Origin of the sequence: Cupriavidus pauculus, from assembly GCF_008801835.1 — a bacterium.
In the GTDB taxonomy this organism is placed as follows: Bacteria; Pseudomonadota; Gammaproteobacteria; order Burkholderiales; family Burkholderiaceae; genus Cupriavidus; species Cupriavidus pauculus.
On record NZ_VZOW01000009.1, the window covers coordinates 97,838 to 116,008 of the forward strand.

The following is an 18,171-nucleotide window of genomic DNA, read 5'->3' on the forward strand; positions in this document are numbered from 1 at the left end:
CACCTGTCATGACCTTGCGCACCCTTGCCGCCGCCTTGCTTGCACTTGCCACCCCGCTTGCTTTTGCCCATATCGTGTTCGAACAGAAGCAGGCGCCCGCCGGCAGCTACTTCAAGGGCGTGCTGATGGTGGGACATGGCTGCAACGGCAGCGCCACCAAATCGGTCAGCGTGACGATTCCAGAAGGCGTGCAGGGCGCCCATCCGCAGCCCAAGGCCGGATGGCAGCTCGATGTGCAACGCGCGAAGCTGGCCAAACCGTACGCCTCGCACGGCAAGACCGTGGAAGACGATGTGCGCACGATCCGCTGGTACGGCGGCACGCTGGCCGACCAGCATTTCGATGAATTCCGCATCCTGATGAAGCTGCCCGAACAGGCCGGCAAGCTTTATTTCCCGGTGGTGCAGGAATGCGAGAACGGCAAATCGGAATGGACGCAGATCCCGGCCGACGGCCAGAATCCGCGCGAGCTGAAATCGCCCGCGCCCGCGCTGGAGGTGATGCCCGCCGACGCGCACGCCGGCCACGCGCACTAGGCGCACCGGCTCGTCGGGCAACAAAAAAGCCGGACATGACGTCCGGCTTTGCTGGTTGGCACAGCGCCTGGCGTTACAGCACGTAGCGCGACAGGTCCTCGTTGCCGGCCAGGTCGGACAGGCGCTCGTCCACATACGCGGCGTCGATCGTCACGGTATTGCCCGATGACTTGGTCGCATGGAACGACAGGTCTTCGAGCAGCCGCTCCATCACCGTGTACAGGCGGCGCGCGCCGATATTCTCGACCTTCTCGTTGACCGAAAACGCGATCTCGGCCAGCCGGCGAATTCCGTCCGGCGCGAATTGCAGGTTCACCTCCTCGGTGCCCAGCAGCGCCTGATACTGCTTGGTCAGGCTGGCGTCGGTCTGCGTCAGGATGGCCTCGAAATCCTGCACCGACAGCGATTCCAGTTCCACGCGGATCGGGAAACGGCCCTGCAGTTCGGGAATCAGGTCGCTCGGCTTGGACAGGTGGAATGCGCCCGAGGCGATGAACAGGATGTGGTCGGTCTTGATCATCCCGTACTTCGTATTCACCGTCGTGCCTTCCACCAGCGGCAGCAGATCGCGCTGCACGCCCTGGCGCGACACCTCGCCGCCGCCCACGTCGCTGCGGCTGGCGATCTTGTCGATTTCGTCCAGGAACACGATGCCGTTCTGTTCGACGTTGGCGATCGCCTTGTGCTTGAGTTCTTCCTCATTGAGCAGCTTGGCAGCCTCTTCGTCGATCAGCAGCTTGAACGCTTCGCGCACCTTCATCTTGCGGCGCAGCTTCTTGCCCTGGCCCAGCCCGGCAAACATCGTGCGGATCTGCTCGGTCATGTCTTCCATGCCCGGCGGCCCCATGATGTCCATGTTCGGCATGCCGGCGGCCACTTCGAGCTCGATGTCCTTGTCGTCCAGCTCGCCCTCGCGCAGCTTCTTGCGGAACACCTGGCGCGTGTTCGAATCCTTGTCCTCCTGCTGGGCAAAGCCGATATCGCGCGGCGGCGGCAGCAGTACGTCGAGCAGGCGGTCCTCGGCCGCGTCCTCGGCCTTGGTGCGCACCTTCTTCATTTCCGATTCGCGCGTCTGCTTGACGGCCATCTCGGCCAGATCGCGCACGATGGTATCGACATCGCGGCCCACATAGCCCACTTCGGTGAACTTGGTGGCCTCGATCTTGATGAACGGCGCATCGGCCAGCTTGGCCAGGCGGCGCGCGATCTCGGTCTTGCCCACGCCGGTGGGGCCGATCATCAGAATGTTCTTGGGGGTGATTTCCTGGCGCAGCGGCTCGGCCACCTGCTGGCGGCGCCAGCGGTTGCGCAGCGCCACGGCCACGGCCTTCTTGGCCTTGTTCTGGCCGATGATGTGCTTGTCGAGTTCGGAAACGATTTCCGACGGGGTCATGGTTTGCGACATGGGAATCCGTTGGGGCGCGTCAGTCGAGGGTTTCGATGACGAAGTTGGTGTTCGTGTAGATGCAGAGTTCGCCGGCGATGGTCAGGGCCTTTTCGACCACGTCCTTCGGCGCCAGTTCGGTGTTCTCGACCAGTGCCTTGGCTGCCGACTGCGCATACGCGCCGCCCGAGCCGATGGCCGCGATGCCGCCTTCCGGATCCAGCACGTCGCCGTTGCCGGTAATGACCAGCGTGGTGTCGCGGTCGGCCGTGATCAGCATGGCTTCCAGGCGGCGCAGCGCGCGATCCGAGCGCCAGTCCTTGGCCAGGTCGACCGCTGCACGGGTCAGGTTGCCCTGGTATTTCTCGAGCTTGGCCTCGAAGCGGTCCAGCAGCGAGAACGCGTCGGCCGTGCTGCCGGCAAATCCCACCAGCACCTTGCCGTTATAGATGCGCCGGACCTTGCGGGCCGTGCCCTTCATCACGATATTGCCCAGCGTGACCTGGCCGTCACCGCCCAGTGCGACCTGGTTGCCGCGGCGGACGCTGACGATGGTGGTGCCGTGATACTGTTCCATGATGCCTTTGCGTGATAGGTGTCAGGCCGATAGGTGGCGTCGCCTGCCGCGCTTTCAAGGGCCGATTTTCGGTCGGGCCGACGCGGCGGGCAGCGTTTCCCACTATAGGAAATCTCGCCTCGCCCACGCTCAAGACAACAAAAAAGCCACGCTCCCGCGTGGCTTTGCACAGCATCTGAAGCGGTCCGAATCAGTCCGCGTACACGCCTGCCTTCTTGATCACCGGCGTCCACTTGTTGATTTCCGCCGTCAGGAACGTGCGCAGCGAATCGGGCGTGGCGCGTTGCGCCGGCACCGCTTCGGCGCCCAGTTCGGCCATCTTGGCGCGGAAGTTCGGATCCTGCACCGATTTCTGCAGCGCGGCCGACAGCTTGTCGATCACCGGCTTCGGCGTGCCCTTCGGCGCATACATGGCGTGCCAGATCTTCACTTCGACGCCCGGCATGCCTTGCTCGGCGGCGGTCGGAATGTCCTTGAACGCCTCGACGCGGCGCGACTGCATGGCCGCGTACGGCTTGAGCGCGCCTGCCTTGAGCTGGCCCGCGATATTGGTGGTCTGGTCGCACATCAGGTTCACCTGACCGCCCAGGATGTCGGTCAGCGCCGGCGCGGTGCCCTTGTACGGCACGGTGGTCAGCTCGGTCTGCAGCGCGCTCTGGAACAGCAGGCCGCACAGGTGCGAGGCCGAGCCGATGCCGGCGTTGGCCAGCGACAACTTGCTGGCGTTGGCCTTGATATACGGCAGCAGTTCCTTGAAGGTGGCCGGCGGCAGTTGCTTGTTGCCGACCAGCACCATCGGCACGTCGGCGATTTCGCCCACCATTTCGAAATCCTTGAGCGGATCGAAGCCGAGGTTGCGATACAGCGCCGGCGCCGTGGACATGCCGATGTGATGGATCAGGATCGTGTAGCCGTCGCCCTTGGACTGCGCGACCTTCTTGGCCCCGATGGTGCCGCCGGCGCCACCCAGGTTTTCGATCACGATCGTACTGCCCAGATGCTTGGACATGATCATGGTGAGTTCGCGGGCCACCTTGTCGGTCGGGCCGCCGGCCGCGAAGGGCACCACCGCCTGCACCGGCTTGCCGGCCGGAAATTCCTGAGCCTGGGCCCCCGTGAACGCGCCTGCGCCCGCAACGGCCAGCGCGGCCGCGATCTTCAATGCAACTCGTTTCATGTACGTCTCTCCTGTTCCCTCTGGATTCCCCGTCCTGCGCCGCGCGCGCCCCCGGCAGTCCCGCTTGCGGCGGCAGCCGATCCGCGTCGATCCATTTCGGAAAAACGCGGTGACCATGGGCACGATGTATGGATGGCATGCAGCGCCAAACCCCGCCGACAGGCGGAGCCGGACGTGGATGTTAGCAATGGCAAACAAGTACGAGGTATAGGGGCTAACCCGCGACGAAACGGCCTAGGCAAAGAAGCCGAGCATGTCCTCGAGCAGCGTGGCGGGAGCCTCTTCGGGCAGGTAATGTCCGCATGGCAGCGTGGCGCCCGTGACGTCCGCGGCAACCTCGCGCCACAGCTTCAGCGGCTCGAAGCAGCGCGCCACCACGCCGTGCTCGCCCCACAGCACGCGCACCGGAAGCGCCAGCTTGCGTCCGGCCTCGCGGTCGGCGCGGTCGTGATCGAGATCCACGGTGGCGGCGGCGCGATAGTCCTCGCACATGGCATGCACGCGCGCCGGATCGCGCATCGCGCCGACATAGGCGGCCATCGCGTCCGGGACGAACGGGCTGATCGCCCCGGCGCCGGCGTGACGCAGGCCCAGCAGCCTGTCGACGAAGAACTCGGGTTCGGCGTTGATCAGCGTTTCGGGGAATGGCGCGGGCTGGATCATGAAGAACCAGTGCCAGTACGCCGCCGCAAACACCATATCGGTGGATTCGTACATCGCCAGCGTGGGTGCGATATCGAGAAGCATCACGCGCGACACCACATCGGGATGATCCATGCAGAGCCGATGTGCCACGCGCGCGCCGCGGTCGTGCGCGCACAGCGCAAAGCGCCAGTAGCCAAGCTGGCGCATCACATCGACCTGGTCCTGCGCCATGACACGCTTGCAGTAGGTTTCGTGCCGGTCCCCGCCGGCCGGCGCGCTGCTGCTGCCGTAACCGCGCAGGTCCGGCGCGATCACCGTGAAGCGGTCGGCCAGCGCCGGCGCCACCTTGTGCCAGATGAGATGGCTCTGCGGAAACCCATGCAACAGCAACAGCGGCGGCCCCGAACCGCCGCGCACGCCGCCGATCTCGACCTCTCCCACGGTCAGCCGGAACCACTCGAAGTTGGGAAACAGCAACGCGCTGGCGTCGTTCTGCATGGTCAGGGTCTCCGCGATGTCTTTGGGTTTCCTGCCGATCATAGGCGCTATCGACGACCGGCGGCAGCGCGGGCGCAGGCGAAAGACCCTGCTTGTGCAACTGAATTGCAACTCGGCGGGGGCTATGGTTAAATCGTCCGCATGACCCGCCCCACTTCCCACCCCGCTGCCACGCAGGACCCGGCGCGGCCCGGCGACACGCGCGCCGCCACGGCCGAAGCGGCGCAACTGCGCCTGCGCCAGCTTGGCGCGCGCGTGACGCAGCCGCGTGTGGCCATCCTGGCGTGCCTGATCGACGCCGCGGAGGCGTTGACGCACCAGGCCGTGATCGACCGCCTGCCCGCCGACGGCGAAGTCGACCGCGTCACCGTGTACCGCGTGCTGGACTGGCTCGTCGAACAGGGTGTGGCGCAGAAGCGCGCCGGCAACGACCGCGTGTTCCGCTTCACGCTGGTGGAGCACGTTGCGGCGCGCGCCGAAGTCTATCGTCAGCACAGCCACTTTCACTGCACCCGCTGCGACCGCACGTTCTGCCTGGCCTCGGCGGGCAAGTCCGTCGCGCCCAAGGTACCCAGCGGCTTTGCGGTAGAGCATGTCGAGCTGACCGTCAACGGCGTCTGCGCGGAATGCGGCAAGACCCGCAGCGACGCGGACCACTGAATCCACGGGCGATCTCTTTTCACGGAGTACCACACATGTCAAAACTCATTCCGGTCACGATCCTGACTGGCTTCCTCGGCAGCGGCAAGACCACGCTGCTCAAGCGCATCCTCCATGAGCAGCACGGCATGAAGATCGCCGTGATCGAGAACGAATTCGGCGAGGAAAACATCGACAACGAAATCCTCGTGCAGGACGGCCGCGAGCAGATCGTGCAGATGAGCAACGGCTGCATCTGCTGCACGATCCGCGGCGATCTGGTGCAGGCGCTGTCGGACCTCGTCACCCAGCGCGACGAAGGCAAGCTCGATTTCGACCGCGTGGTGATCGAGACCACGGGTGTGGCCAATCCCGGCCCGGTTGCGCAGACCTTCTTCATGGACGAGGAAATCGCCTCGCGCTATCTGCTGGACGCGGTGATCACGCTGGTCGACGCCAAGCACGGCAACCTGCAGCTCGACAAGCAGGAAGAAGCGCAGCGCCAGGTGGGTTTTGCCGATGCCATCTTCATCACCAAGTCCGATCTGGTCGCGCCGGCCGACGTGGACGATCTGCGCCATCGCCTGCTGCACATGAACCCGCGCGCACCGATCAACACCGCGCATTTCGGGGAGGCGCCGATCGACACGATCTTCGACCTGCGCGGTTTCAACCTCAACGAGAAGCTCGAGATCGATCCCGATTTCCTGCGCGCCGACGATCATGAACACGACCATGATCACGGCCACGAGCACGGCGAGCACTGCGCAGACGATTGCGGTCACGATCACGATCACGACCACGGGCACGATCACGCCCATGGCCACGGGCATGCGCACGATCACCACCACCACCACCATCACACCGATCGCATCGCATCGTTCGTCTTCCGCAGCGACAAACCATTCCACTACGGCAAGCTCGAGGAATTCCTGTCGGGCATCCTGTCGGTCTATGGCGAGAAGCTGCTGCGCTACAAGGGCGTGCTCTATATGGAAGGCGTGGACCGCAAGGTAGTGTTCCAGGGCGTGCACCAGCTGATGGGCAGCGATGTCGGCGCCAAGTGGGAAGACGAAACCCCGGGCACCAAGATGGTCTTCATCGGCGTCGATCTGCCGCGCGACGCCATCCTCAAGGGCCTGGCCGCCTGCCTGGCCTGAAGCGGCGGCACAAACCCCCGCTGTGCGCCCGCCGTCACCCCATATGACGGGGGCGCAGCCCCGCCGGGCAGCGCCCGCTACCCTCCCATCGGGTGGGATTACCGGGAAAACTCCTGTCTCTTGTCCGGCTTTCTCCCATATCTCGGACAAATTTGTTCAAGTACAATAGGCCGGATTTGATACCGGCGACGCACCTCGGACGCCGCCGGCATCTGCAGGGCGGCGGTCGTCGTCAGCATGAGGCGGGCCGCCAGCAGGCGCGGTCGTTGGCTTCGTGCGGAGACCGCCCTCCGCTTGGGGATCCACGATCCATGCGCCGTCACTCTTCGACGCGTAGAGAGAGGTGTCCCCATGACAGCCGCAACAAAGACCAAGGAAAGCCGCAGCAAGACTGTTACCGCTGCGGCGGAGACGCTCAAGGCGCAGCCCGAAAAGGCGACGCCAGCTCCCCGCGGCAGTACGGCGCACGCCGAAGCGGGCGAGGCTAAGGGAGGCACGCGAAGCAGCAAGACTGCAGCCAGCCAGAGTGAAACAGCCGCACCGCGCAAGCGGACGGCCACTGCACCCGAGCGGACGAAGACACCGCCGGTCGCATCAACAAGAGAATCAGCAGGAACCATGAGCAGCAACAAACTTCTGACTGAAGCTGAAATCCTGAAGATGAGCGACAAGGATTACATGAACGAGGCGCAGCTTGCCTTCTTCAAGAATCGCCTTGAGCAGCTTCGCGACGAGATCCTCAAGAATGCGGACCAGACGACGGAACACCTGCGTGAAACGGTGATCGTGCCGGATCCGGCCGACCGCGCCACGATCGAGGAAGAACACGCACTGGAACTGCGCACGCGCGACCGCGAGCGCAAGCTGCTGAAGAAGGTCGAACAGTCTCTGCAGCGCATCGAATCCGGCGACTACGGCTGGTGCGAGGAAACCGGCGAGCCGATCGGCGTGCCGCGCCTGCTGGCCCGGCCGACTGCCACGCTGTCGCTGGAAGCGCAGCAGCGCCGCGAACTGCGTCAGAAACTGTTCGGCGACTGATCGCAGCGTCCGATGCAGTACAGGCGGCCCGGCGTTCCCGGGCCGCTTTGCTTTGCGGCACTGCATTTGCCTTTGTGGCGTCACGACTACGACATAACATTGCCAACGTGCGGGGCCTGTCGCCCCGACTGGCTTTCTGCTACAGTCGCAACTTTGTTGCAATAACCCGCTCCCGTCGCCATGGCCGCTCGCCTGCCCGTCACCGTGTTGTCCGGATTCACCGGCGCCGGCAAGACCACTGTGCTGCATCAGTTGATGTCGCAGTTGGGCCTGCGCCTGGCCGTGATCGACAGCCATGACGACCTGCTGGCAAGCGTGGCGCGCCTGGCGCAGACCGGCGCTCACGACTTCGCCGTGATCGAGGCCGACGCGACCGACGAGCCGCTTGGCATTGCCGAAGCTTTCGCCTTTGAAGACGAACACGGCGATGGCGCGCCGCGCGTGGCCCATCTGGATACGCTGGTGACCGTGGTCGACGCCAGCCGCTTCCTGCAGGATTATCACGACGCCGAATTTCTGTCGGCGCGCGGGCTGGCCACGCACGACGAGGACGACCGCACCGTGGTGGATGTGCTGATCGACCAGATCGAAGTCAGCGACGTCATCGTCCTCAACAAGATCGACCTCGTCGATGCCGGCCAGCTGGGCCGCCTCCACGTGGTGCTGCGCGCGCTCAATCCGCGCGCCGAACTGGTCGACGCCAGCCACGGCAATGTGCCGGCCGCGCGCGTGCTTGGCACGGGACGCTTCGACATCGACGCCACGCCGAACGCCGCGGGCTGGCAGGCCGCCCTGCAGGGCGACGCCGTACCGGACGCCGCGGGCGTCTCGACGCTGCTGTATCGGCGGCGCCGGCCATTCCATCCGCAACGCTTTGCGGACCTGATCCATACCGAATGGATGCGCGAGCATGGCGACGTGCTGCGTTCCAAAGGCCTGTTCTGGCTGGCCAGCCGCATGGACATCGCGGGCGACTGGAGCCAGGCAGGCGGCGTCTGCCGCCCCGGCGCCGCGGGCGCATGGTGGGCTGCGATCGATGCCACCGAATGGCCCGCCGACGGCCCGGCGCGCGCGGCCATCGAAGCCGATTTGGTCGATGACGGCCTGCCCGCCGAATATGGCGATCGCCGCCAGGAACTGGTGCTGATCGGCGCGGATCTCGATGTATCGGCGCTCGAAGCGCGGCTGGACGCCTGCCTGCTCTCCGATGCCGAGATGGCCGAGGGCCCCGACGCGTGGGCCGCGTACCCCGATCCGTTCCCCGACTGGGGCGATGCGTTCGGCGACGATCACGATCACGGTCATGACCACGACCACGCGCACGATCACGGCGACGGTCCCTGCGATTGCGGGCATGCACACTGAGCTTGCTCTGATCTCTCGCTGGCGCGCGCGCGGCATCGGGCTGTCGGCGGTGCTGTGGCTCGTGGCCTGTCTGCTGCTGGCGCAGCACGCGGGCCTGATGCACCGCATCGTGCACGGCGGGCTGCTGAACGCGCCGCCAGCCGCGGCCGCGGCAATCGCACAAACGGCGCAGCCTGACGCTGACCCGACAGACACCGCCCATGCCGAATCGTTTTCCCTGAAGCTCGGCCTGCATTCGTGCGTGCTGTTCGATGGCGCCACGCTGGCCGACACACACCCTGGCGGCGTCACGCTGCCGCTGCTTGCCTTCGGCAAACCGGTCAAGCCCGCCAACCTGGCGTGGCGCTGGCCCGATCTGCCCGCCGCGCAACCTTTCCACTCCCGCGCTCCACCGGCCGCCTTCGCATTCGCCTGACTGCCGGGCGCGTGGCCGCTTGCCACGCGTCCGCGCCTGCCTTGCCGAGCGTGCGGACCGACGGCCAATGCCGCGCCACATGCTCGCTCAACCGAATTCGAATCGCGAGCCATGTACTCGAACTTCACCCGTATTCCGGCGGTGCGCCGCACCCCGCTGGCGGCGCTCGCCGCCTTGATCGCCGCTGGCCTGTCGTCGCATGCCGTCGCCCAGGACGCCCCGGCCCCCGCCGCGCCCGCGCCGTCCGCGCCTTCGCTCAAGGAAGTGGTCGTCACCGCCAATCCGCTCGGCAGCGATCTCAACGAAATGGTCGCGCCGGTTTCCACGCTGGGCGGCGACGCCCTGACCGTGCGCCAGGCCAGCACCATCGGCGAGACGCTGAACAATCTGCCCGGCGTGTCCTCGTCCTACTTCGGCCCGAATTCCAGCCGGCCGATCATCCGCGGCCTGGACGGCGACCGCATCAAGATGCTGCAGAACGGCGGCTCCACACTCGACGCCTCGACGCTGTCCTACGATCACGCGGTGCCGATCGATCCGCTGGTGGCGGAGAAAATCGAAGTGGTGCGCGGCCCGGCGGCGCTGATGTACGGCGGCAACGCGGTGGGCGGCGTGGTCAATGTGATCGACAACCGCATTCCGCGCGATCCGATCACCGGGGTGAGCGGCGCGGCCGATGTCAGCGGCACGATTGGCGGCGACAAGGGCCGCAATGCCAGCGGCATGCTCGAAGCGGGCAACGGCAAGTTCGCCGTGCACGCCGACGCGTTCGTGCGGCAGACCAGCGATCTGCGCATTCCGGGCTACGCGCGCAGCGGCAACCTGCGCGCCACGCAGCCGTTGCCCGAGGGCGAAAGCGAAGCGTACGGCAAGATCCCCAACACCAGCGCGCATCAGGAAGGCGGCTCGATGGGCGGATCCTATACGTGGGCCGACGGCTTCGTCGGCGCCAACTACTCCACCTATCGCAACGACTACGGCACGCCGGCCGAGGAAGCCGCGCGCATCAAGATGCGCCAGGATCGCATTGCGCTGGAAGGCGAGGCGCGCAACCTGGCCAGCCGCACCAACGGCGTGATCGAGTCGGTCAAGGGCAAGTTCAGCTACACCGATTACGAGCATCGCGAAATCGAGAACGGCGTCACCGGCACCACCTTCAAGAATCACGGCTGGGATGCGCGCCTGGAAGCCACGCACGGCAAGATCGGCAACATGACCGGCGTGTTCGGCACGCAGTTCGGCCACACCGACTTCTCCGCGCTCGGTGAAGAGGCGTTCGTGCCGAGCACCGCCACCGACAACGCCGCATTCTTCGTCTTCGAGGAACTGCCGCTGATCGCCTCGGGCGATCTGAAGCTGAATCTGGGCGGCCGTCTCGACCACAGCAGCGTGAAGGCCAGCGCCAACGGCAACGACCGCTTCAGCGACGCCCAGCGCAGCTTCAACGCCGGCAGCGCGTCGGCGGGCCTGCTCTACAAGCTCACGCCGATCTGGACGTTGACCTCGAACCTGTCGTACACCGAACGCGCGCCCACCTTCTACGAGCTGTATGCCAATGGCCCGCACCTGGCCACCGGATCGTTCGAAGTGGGCGATCCGAACGCCAGCAAAGAGCGCGCGACGTCGATCGATTTGGGCGTGCGCTTCAAGCAGGGCGACCACAGCGGCAGCGTGTCCGGTTATTACAGCCGCTTCCAGAACTATCTTGCGCTGATGAACACGGGCGGCTATCGCGATGCCGAGGGCAACGTGGTGGCTGCCGGCAGCGAAGGCGCGCTGCCGGTGCTGCAGTACATGGGCGTGCCGGCGACGCTGTACGGCTTCGAGGCCGAAGGCCGGACCCGTCTGTTGCAGAAGATGCTGACCACCAGCGACACGCTCGACTTCGAGGCGCGCGCCGACTACGTGCACGGCGAGAACCGCAACACCGGCGAAGCGCTGCCGCGTCTGTCGCCGCTGCGCCTGGGCGGATCGCTGATCTACGGGGCGGGGGCTTGGGGCGCGCGCATCAACGTGGACTGGAACGCGCGCCAGAGCCGCGTGCCGTCCGGCGATACGCCGACCGATGCGTACACGATGCTGGGCGTGGCGCTGACGTACAAGATGAAGCTGGCCGGCACGCAGACGCTGTTCTATCTGCGCGGCGACAACCTCACCAACACCGAGGCGCGCAGCGCCACGTCAATCCTGCGCGATATCGCCCCGCTGCCGGGCCGCAGCGTGCGCATCGGCATGCGCACGCAGTTCTGACGACGCCCGCGAGGCCGGTATCGCCGATGCCGGCCTCGCGAGGCGCCATCTCGGTCATGAGGGGACGGAAAATGACTCGGGCACCAGCGAGTACACGGCCGCCGCGACGGGCCGCCCGCGCAGGATCAGACGGTTCCGGGCGATGCATTCGAACTCGGCACCGATCTTCTCGGCGACGGCGCGGCTTGCGTGGTTGGTCTCGACTGCCACGATTTCCAGACGCGTAAGCCCCAGCGCGTGAAAGCCATGGCACGCCATCATCGCGGCTGCACCCGACGCCAGGCCGCGATGCTGGCGGCTTTCGCGAATCCAGTAACCGAGATTGCCGAGATTGTCTTCGCGGCGGATCTGGTTGATGGCCACGCTGCCGTACAGGTCGCGCCCGTCTGGCGAAAACACGCCGATGTCATAGGCGGTGCCTTCCTCCATGGCGGCCGCGCACCGCGCAAACCATTCCTGCGCGTCAAACACCGAATAATCGGCGCGCGCCCATGGCATCCACAAGCCCACGGTGGACATCGATTCACGCACCGCCATCACCAGTTGCGCCTCGTCGCTGACGCGAAACGGGCGCAGTTGAAAATGCGTGCCGCGCAGTGGTTGCATGATCAATCCCGGTTGACGACCTGATCGCCTTCGAGCACCAGCGCGCCGACGCGGGCCAGCGCCTGCAGCGTCTGATCGAAGATGTCATCGAGCGATTGCGCCGGCATGAAACGCCGATGAATGCGCTGCATTAGCGGCGTGGCACGCATCCACTCGGCCAGCGTGTCGCGCGGCAACGCCTGCGCTTCGAGCAGCTTGAATTTCACCAGCACGCGGATCGCATGCGTGGCGTTGCGCAGCGGATCGCCCTGCAGATAGTCGAGCCGGCCTTTCGCGCGCGCCACGGCGCCGGCCACGTCCGCGAAGACGCGGCCATGCCCCGGGATCACCACGCGCGCGTCGAGCGTTTCGATCAGGGCCAGGATCGCCGCTTGTTCTGCAAAGCCGCTCTCGCCGTCGAGCTCCGGAAAGATCACGCCGAAGCCGTTTTCCCACAGCGCGTCGCCCGAAATCAGAATGCCGTGCGCCGGCGCGAACAGCATCACCGCGTGGGGATCGTGTCCCGGCGCGGCAATCGCCCGCCAATCGATCGCGCCCAGCCACAGGCTGTCGCCGTCGCGCACCACATCGTCAAACCCGAAGCGCGCGCACTGCTGGCCCGTGGCCTCGAAACTGAGCGCCTGCGCGTCCCAGGCCGACACCGCGGCGGCCTCTGCCGCCGGAATCGATGTGCGTACCGGCCAGTTGGCCTGCAGCGCGGCATTGCCGCCGCAATGATCGGAATGCAGATGGGTATTGATGACGCGCCGCAACGGCCGGCCGTCAAGCGCCGCGCGCACCAGCGCCACGGTCTGGTGCGCATGCGTGACATAGCCCGTGTCGACCAGCGCGGCGTCGTCATTGGCGTCATCGACGAACAGCACATTGTTGGCCGACAGCCACCCGCGTTCGAACACGCGCATGGTGTGCGGCAGCGTCGGCGCGCTCATGCCTCGGTGTCCTACGCGCACAGGCGCGGCACTCGCGCGGGCAGCAAGGTCCAGACATGGCGGCGCTGGCCATCGTCGGCCTTCGACCATGCGGCGATTTCCTCGATCGTGCGCAGGCATCCCTCGCAATAGCCGGTGGCCGCGTCCATCTTGCAGACGCTGCGGCATGGCGACGGCACAGGCGACACGATCTGCGCCGCCGCGGCGCCGCGGATCAGGTCTGCGAGCAGGCGGCGATGGGCCGGTGTCATGCCGGGGCCCGATCCTGTGCCACGTCGGCCACTTCCGCGCCGGTCATGGCCTGCAGTTGCTGCGGCGTCAGGTTGAACACCGCGTGCGGATGGCCGGCGGCGGCCCACAGGCTCTGGTACTGGAACAGGTCGGCATCGAGCAGCATCACGGGCTTGACCGCGTGGCCGACCGGGCAGACGCCGCCGATCGCATAGCCGGTTTTCTCGCGCACGAACCTGGCGTCGGCCTTGCCCAGCGCGCCCACGCGCGCGGCAACCTTGGCTTCGTCCACCCGATTGATGCCGCTGGCGATCACCAGCACCGGCGCATCGTCCTTGACGCGCCGGAAGATGATCGACTTGGCGATCTCGGCCACGCTGCAGCCCAGGCCCGCGGCCGCTTCGGCCGAGGTCTTGCCGGTTGCCGGCAGCATCACCACGGGGCGGTCATGGCCGATGCCGGCCAGCAGATCGGCCACGCGTTGCGCAGATTCGGGAAGCGCAGGGGTTTCGCTCATCGCAGATATTCTCCTTGGTCAGACACAGGCGCCCGCATCGGCCGCCGACGCCCACTTGGTCAGCAGCGCCTTGCCCACGCGCGAGCTGTTGGGCCGGCCGATGGCCTGCGAAATATAGTCGCCCGCACGCACCACGGCGTCCAGGTCGATACCGGTATGCAACCCCATGCCGTGCAGCATGTACAGCACGTCCTCGGTGGCCACATTGCCGGTTGCGCCTTTGGCATAGGGGCAGCCGCCGAGCCCCGCCACCGACGCATGGAAGATGGCGATGCCCACTTCCAGGCTGGCCAGGATGTTCGACAGCGCCTGGCCATAGGTGTCGTGGAAATGGCCCGACAGGCGATCCATCGCGAATTCGGCCGACACCGCGCGCATCACGTCGCGCACCTTCAGAGGCGTGCCCACGCCGATGGTATCGGCGATGTCGATCTCGTCGCAGCCAAGCGCGCGCATGCGGCGCACCACATCGACCACGGCACTGACCGGCACTTCGCCCTGATAGGGACAGCCCAGCGCGCACGAGATGCTGCCGCGCAGCCGCATGCCGGCTTCCTTGGCCGCGGCGGCCACGGGTTCGAAGCGCGCGATCGATTCCGCGATCGAGCAGTTGATGTTCTTCTGCGAAAACGCCTCGCTGGCCGCGCCGAAGATCACCACTTCATCGGCATCAGCGGCCACCGCACCCTCGAAGCCCTTCATGTTCGGCGTGAGCACTGAATACAGCGTGCCGGGACGCCGTTCGATGCGCGCCATCACCTCGGCGCCGTCGGCCATCTGCGGCACCCATTTCGGCGAAACGAACGACGCCGCTTCGATATTGACGAAGCCCGCATCGGTCAGCTTGTTGATCAGCGCGATCTTGACGTCGGTGGGCACCATCGCCTTCTCGTTCTGCAAGCCGTCGCGCGGGCCCACTTCGACGATCTTCACGTATTGGGGCATTGTCATGCGTGTCTCCTCGTTGTGCGGCGTCGGGGCGTGCAACGGATCAGTATCCGCGCTGCAGATCCACCACGCCGGCGATTTCCTTGCCTTCGGCCAGCAGCCGGATCTTGCTGGCGATCTGCGCGATGCTGTCCTCGCGCAGCGTCAGCGCGGAGATATGCGGCGTGATGGTGATGCGCGGCTCCTGCCAGTAGGGATGTTCGGCGGGCAGCGGTTCGGTGCGGAACACATCGAGCGTGGCGCCGGCAATCTGGCCTTCCTGCACGGCGGCAAGCAGGTCGGCCTCGACCAGATGCTGTCCGCGCGCCACGTTGATCACATACGCGCCGCGCGCCAGCCGGTAGAGCAGCCCGGTGTCGATGATGTCCTCGGTCTCGGGCGTCAGCGGCAGCACGTTGACCAGCACCCGCAACCCGTCCAGAAACGCCGCCTGGCCCGCTTCGCCATGGAACGGCTGCACGCCTTCGACGGTCCGGGCCGAGCGGCTCCAGCCGCGCACCGGGAAGCCGAAACCGGCCAGCGTGCGGGCGATCTGCGATCCCAGCGTGCCGATGCCCATCACGCCAATGGTGAAGTCGTCGCGGCGATGGGGTTTCAGGAATTTCCACGTACCGGCCCGCTCCTGCGCGTCGTAGGCGTCGAGCTTGCGGAAATAGCGCAGCACGGCGGCGGTGACGTATTCGCTCATCTGCGCGCCCATGCCGGCATCATCGAGCCGCACGATCGGCACGCCGGCCGGCAGCGCCTGCGGATCGTGGTCTCGCAGCCGCAGAATGCCATCCACCCCGGCGCCAAGATTGAACACGGCCTTCAGATCGGTGCGGCCGCGCAGCATTTCCAGCGGCGGACGCCACACCACGGCGTAGTCCACGCTCTGCCCCTGGCTCTCTTCCCAGGTCAGGCATTGCGCTTCCGGCAACACCTCGGCAAAGCCCTCGATCCACGGCGCATAACGCCCATCCGGCACGAACAACTGCAACTTCATCTCGACTCCATTCTTCTTCGGGGGTGTGATGGGGGCATTTTGGCAGAGGTCGGCCGACAGCGCTGGAATTGCGGGATGGCGTTCCGCATCGCGGATCATGGAGGCGATGCGGCTGCGGCGCCCTTTCCCGGCCGTCCATGCCGCACGGCGGGAAGGGGGGCGCGCTTGGCGGGCGGCTAGACGCCGGCCGTTTCTTCCACGGCGAATGCCAGCAGTTGCGCACCTTCGGCAACCTGTTCGCCGATGCCGTACAGCACTTCGCTGACCACGCCGTCGGCCGGCGCGGCGATGGTGTGTTCCATCTTCATGGCTTCCATCACCAGCAGCGGCGTGCCGCGCGTGACCTTGCTGCCGGGCTCGACCATCACCGCGATGACCTTGCCGGGCATCGGCGCGGTGAGCTTGCCGCTTTCGCCCTCGGCTTCGCCCGCGTGGGCCAGCGGATCGAGCCACGTCAGCACCGTGTGGCGGCCCGCGTGGAACACGTGGAACGTGTCGCCCTCCAGATGCACCTGACCGTGCGTGCGACGCGTGCCGAGGTCGACACGGATGTCGTCGGCGTTGAACGTGTAGGCGAACGGCGCCGCCTGGTCGGCATAGATCAGCGTGCTCTTGCGCGTATCGCGCGCGTCGCCCTTGAGCACGGCTTCAAGCCGATGGCCGCCGGCTTCGAAATGCAGCGTGCGCGCGTCGCGGCTGTTCAGGCGCCAGCCGCCCGCCTGCGTCCAAGGCGAATGGCGGTCGGCCTCGTCGACATGGCGCGTGCGCGTTTCGCGCTCCAGCAGCGCGGCCACGGCCAGCGCGACGGCCTCGATGCCGACCGATTTCTGCGGCGGAAACAGCGTGGTGTGATTGCGCTCGATCAGGCCCGTGTCGAGATCGGCCTTGCTGAACGCCTCGGACTTCACCAGCCGCTGCAGGAACGCGATATTGGTCGACAGCCCCACCACGTGATAGTTGGCCAGCGCCTGGCTCATGCGCGCCAGCGCTTCGTCGCGGTCGCGTCCCCAGACGATCAGCTTGGCGATCATCGGGTCGTAGAACGGGCTGATGGTGTCGCCCTCGCGCACGCCCGCATCGATGCGCACGCCGGCCGGGCCGTGTGCGTCGCCGCCGCGCATGAACTGCACGGCCGGCGGCGTGCGCAGGAAGCGCAGCGTGCCCGTGGATGGCAGGAAGCCTTTCTCGGGGTTTTCGGCGTAGACGCGCGCTTCGAGCGCGTGGCCGTTGATCTGCAGTTGGTCCTGCGCCAGCGGCAGCGGCTCGCCCGCTGCTACGCGCAGTTGCCACTCGACCAGATCCTGGCCCGTGATCATCTCGGTGACCGGGTGCTCGACCTGCAGGCGCGTGTTCATCTCCATGAAATAGAACGAGCCGTCCTGATTGGCGATGAACTCGACCGTGCCCGCGCCGACGTAGCCGACGGCGCGCGCGGCGGCCACGGCGGCCTCGCCCATCGCGCGGCGGCGCTCCTCGGTCATGCCCGGCGCGGGCGCTTCCTCCAGCACCTTCTGATGGCGGCGCTGCACCGAGCAGTCGCGCTCGAACAGGTACACGCAATTGCCGTGGGTGTCGGCAAACACCTGGATCTCGATATGACGCGGGCGCGTCAGGTATTTCTCGACCAGCACCTTGTCGTCGCCGAAGCTGGCCGACGCCTCGCGCTTGACCGACGCCAGCGCGGCCTCGAAGCCGTCGCCCGCCTCCACCACGCGCATGCCCTTGCCGCCGCCGCCGGCGCTGGCCTTGAGCAGCACCGGATAGCCGATGCGGTCGGCCTCGCGGCGCAGCAGCGCGGCGTCCTGGTCTTCGCCGTGATAGCCGGGCACCAGCGGCACCGCGGCCTTTTCCATCAATTGCTTGGCCGCGCTCTTGCTGCCCATCGCATGGATGGCCGACGCGGGCGGACCGATGAAGACGAGACCGGCCTCGGCGCAGGCGCGCGCGAAATCCTCGTTTTCGGACAGGAAGCCGTAGCCCGGGTGAATCGCCTGGGCGCCGGTTTCCTTTGCCATCTCGATGATGTGGTCCGCGCGCAGATAGCTGTCGCGCGCGGCGGCGCCGCCGATATGGACGGCCTCGTCGCAGAACGCAACATGCCGCGCGTCGGCATCCGCATCGGAATACACGGCCACGGTACGAATACCGAGCCGGCGGCACGTGGCCGCCACGCGGCAGGCAATCTCGCCACGGTTGGCGATCAGGATCTTGTTGAACATGGCTCCTCCTTTGTCTCGGTAGGGCGAGCCGGCTCCGTCAGATCGGCAGCGT

At 66.5% G+C, this 18,171-nt stretch carries 18 protein-coding genes; 7 read left to right on the top strand and 11 right to left on the bottom strand.

Going from position 1 to position 18,171, the window contains the following annotated elements:
- The first annotated feature begins 8 nt into the window (after nt 1-8).
- Entirely contained in the window at nt 9-536 is a 528-nt protein-coding gene (locus F7R19_RS12255; protein WP_150980854.1) for a YcnI family copper-binding membrane protein, read from the top strand.
- A 73-nt stretch (nt 537-609) separates the two neighbouring features.
- Here F7R19_RS12255 and hslU read toward each other — a convergent pair whose 3' ends face one another.
- The 4 genes from hslU to F7R19_RS12275 all read right to left on the bottom strand — a co-directional run bounded on the left by hslU (nt 610) and on the right by F7R19_RS12275 (nt 4,817).
- Nucleotides 610-1,941, bottom strand: coding sequence for an ATP-dependent protease ATPase subunit HslU (gene hslU / locus F7R19_RS12260; RefSeq protein ID WP_061956296.1), 1,332 nt, complete (start codon nt 1,939-1,941; stop codon nt 610-612).
- 19 nt (nt 1,942-1,960) lie between these two features.
- Entirely contained in the window at nt 1,961-2,497 is a 537-nt protein-coding gene (hslV, locus tag F7R19_RS12265; RefSeq protein ID WP_061956298.1) for an ATP-dependent protease subunit HslV, read from the bottom strand.
- A gap of 190 nt (nt 2,498-2,687) precedes the next feature.
- On the bottom strand, nt 2,688-3,674 hold the full coding sequence (locus tag F7R19_RS12270) for a tripartite tricarboxylate transporter substrate-binding protein (protein WP_061956300.1): 987 nt from the start codon (nt 3,672-3,674) through the stop codon (nt 2,688-2,690).
- Nucleotides 3,675-3,908: 234 nt separating this feature from the next.
- The gene (locus tag F7R19_RS12275) at nt 3,909-4,817 is read right to left on the bottom strand and encodes an alpha/beta fold hydrolase (protein WP_150980896.1); all 909 of its coding nucleotides are present in this window, start codon (nt 4,815-4,817) and stop codon (nt 3,909-3,911) included.
- 141 nt (nt 4,818-4,958) lie between these two features.
- On the opposite strand from F7R19_RS12275, the gene F7R19_RS12280 reads away from it, so the two are divergent.
- The 6 genes from F7R19_RS12280 (at nt 4,959) to F7R19_RS12305 (ending at nt 11,684) form a co-directional block, all read left to right on the top strand.
- Nucleotides 4,959-5,477 carry a Fur family transcriptional regulator gene (locus tag F7R19_RS12280; RefSeq protein ID WP_150980855.1) on the top strand — a complete coding sequence of 173 codons (519 nt, stop codon included), beginning with the start codon at nt 4,959-4,961 and terminating at the stop codon, nt 5,475-5,477.
- Nucleotides 5,478-5,512: 35 nt separating this feature from the next.
- Nucleotides 5,513-6,616, top strand: a complete 1,104-nt coding sequence (locus F7R19_RS12285; protein ID WP_150980856.1) for a CobW family GTP-binding protein — start codon at nt 5,513-5,515, stop codon at nt 6,614-6,616.
- A gap of 351 nt (nt 6,617-6,967) precedes the next feature.
- Nucleotides 6,968-7,654, top strand: a complete 687-nt coding sequence (gene dksA / locus F7R19_RS30160; protein ID WP_249043153.1) for an RNA polymerase-binding protein DksA — start codon at nt 6,968-6,970, stop codon at nt 7,652-7,654.
- Between the two features lie 180 nt (nt 7,655-7,834).
- Nucleotides 7,835-9,019, top strand: coding sequence for a GTP-binding protein (locus F7R19_RS12295; RefSeq protein WP_150980857.1), 1,185 nt, complete (start codon nt 7,835-7,837; stop codon nt 9,017-9,019).
- Nucleotides 8,958-9,434, top strand: coding sequence for a hypothetical protein (locus tag F7R19_RS12300; protein WP_223505632.1), 477 nt, complete (start codon nt 8,958-8,960; stop codon nt 9,432-9,434). Before F7R19_RS12295 ends, F7R19_RS12300 begins: the two co-directional genes overlap by 62 nt.
- Nucleotides 9,435-9,545: 111 nt before the next feature.
- Complete coding sequence (locus F7R19_RS12305; protein ID WP_150980858.1) at nt 9,546-11,684, top strand: TonB-dependent receptor; 2,139 nt, start codon at nt 9,546-9,548, stop codon at nt 11,682-11,684.
- 54 nt (nt 11,685-11,738) lie between these two features.
- Here the strand turns inward: F7R19_RS12305 and F7R19_RS12310 are convergent, their stop codons facing one another.
- The 7 genes from F7R19_RS12310 to F7R19_RS12340 form a co-directional block, all read right to left on the bottom strand.
- Nucleotides 11,739-12,290 carry a GNAT family N-acetyltransferase gene (locus tag F7R19_RS12310; RefSeq protein ID WP_150980859.1) on the bottom strand — a complete coding sequence of 184 codons (552 nt, stop codon included), beginning with the start codon at nt 12,288-12,290 and terminating at the stop codon, nt 11,739-11,741.
- A gap of 2 nt (nt 12,291-12,292) precedes the next feature.
- Nucleotides 12,293-13,219: an MBL fold metallo-hydrolase gene (locus F7R19_RS12315; RefSeq protein ID WP_150980860.1), complete on the bottom strand. Its 927-nt coding sequence runs from the start codon at nt 13,217-13,219 to the stop codon at nt 12,293-12,295.
- Nucleotides 13,220-13,230: 11 nt separating this feature from the next.
- The gene (locus F7R19_RS12320) at nt 13,231-13,470 is read right to left on the bottom strand and encodes a DUF1289 domain-containing protein (RefSeq protein ID WP_150980861.1); all 240 of its coding nucleotides are present in this window, start codon (nt 13,468-13,470) and stop codon (nt 13,231-13,233) included.
- On the bottom strand, nt 13,467-13,967 hold the full coding sequence (locus F7R19_RS12325) for a YbaK/EbsC family protein (protein WP_150980862.1): 501 nt from the start codon (nt 13,965-13,967) through the stop codon (nt 13,467-13,469). Before F7R19_RS12325 ends, F7R19_RS12320 begins: the two co-directional genes overlap by 4 nt.
- A gap of 18 nt (nt 13,968-13,985) precedes the next feature.
- Nucleotides 13,986-14,918 carry a hydroxymethylglutaryl-CoA lyase gene (locus F7R19_RS12330; protein ID WP_061956320.1) on the bottom strand — a complete coding sequence of 311 codons (933 nt, stop codon included), beginning with the start codon at nt 14,916-14,918 and terminating at the stop codon, nt 13,986-13,988.
- A gap of 40 nt (nt 14,919-14,958) precedes the next feature.
- Entirely contained in the window at nt 14,959-15,900 is a 942-nt protein-coding gene (locus tag F7R19_RS12335; RefSeq protein ID WP_150980863.1) for a 2-hydroxyacid dehydrogenase, read from the bottom strand.
- A 176-nt stretch (nt 15,901-16,076) separates the two neighbouring features.
- Nucleotides 16,077-18,119 carry an acetyl/propionyl/methylcrotonyl-CoA carboxylase subunit alpha gene (locus tag F7R19_RS12340; protein ID WP_150980864.1) on the bottom strand — a complete coding sequence of 681 codons (2,043 nt, stop codon included), beginning with the start codon at nt 18,117-18,119 and terminating at the stop codon, nt 16,077-16,079.
- Nucleotides 18,120-18,171 lie beyond the last annotated feature (52 nt).